The sequence below is a fragment of the Thermococcus sp. M36 genome (assembly GCF_012027355.1).
GTDB lineage: Archaea > Methanobacteriota_B > Thermococci > Thermococcales > Thermococcaceae > Thermococcus.
This window is the reverse complement of record NZ_SNUH01000016.1, coordinates 1-692: the sequence shown is the minus strand read 5'-3', so window position 1 is coordinate 692 and position 692 is coordinate 1. Positions and strand designations below refer to the sequence as shown.

Sequence of the window (692 nt, the reverse complement as noted above, 5' to 3'; positions counted from 1 at the left end):
CAGAAACAAATTGCATCTCTTGTTTTACATCTAAAGTTTCCGGAGCATTAATGTTGCTTGTAGTTTCTTCATTTGCTACTGCGGCAGGGTGTGCAATACTTAAACTTAAATAGTTCTGTAATTCTTCATCACTCACTTTATTTATTTCATTAGTCAAATCAAAATTGCCTTTATGATTTGTGTACATATATGCTCCTGTAATTAAAACTCCCGTTATTACAGCTGCGGCAGCATAACTAATCCATTTACTAACGAAACGAGTTGAAATACTTTTCACTTTATTTTCAACCTTAACAGCTTCTAAACTTTGTAACGAATTAAAGTAGTGTTGAGGAATTTTATAAACGTTTTCTTTACTGAGTTTAGCCAAAAAAGGAGAAATTTCCTGTAGCTCTTCACTCACTTTTTGCTGATTGATTTTTCTTAATACTCTATCGGCAAAAGTGTTAAAATAATCGGCAGAAATTGTAAAAGTAGTACCACTAATCATAGCTAAAAATGCTTCAACAGAAATATTATCAGGTAAATTATCAAAATAATTTTCGGGCGTTTTGTACGGCATTTCACTTGAAATTGCTGCCAAAACGGGTGCAAAACCTTCTAACTCTTTCAATATCGTAGCTCTATTTTCCATTTAAACTCTTATAGACAGGCTTTTTACTGCTTCGTTTAATTATTTTTAATTGCTTTTA

Annotated in this window: 1 protein-coding gene; it reads right to left on the bottom strand. The window is 31.8% G+C overall.

What is annotated here, in order from left to right; translation table 11 throughout:
- The coding region (locus E3E36_RS11090) for a hypothetical protein (RefSeq protein ID WP_167895490.1) at positions 1 to 613 on the bottom strand (613 nt) is incomplete at its 3' end.
- Positions 614 to 692 lie beyond the last annotated feature (79 nt).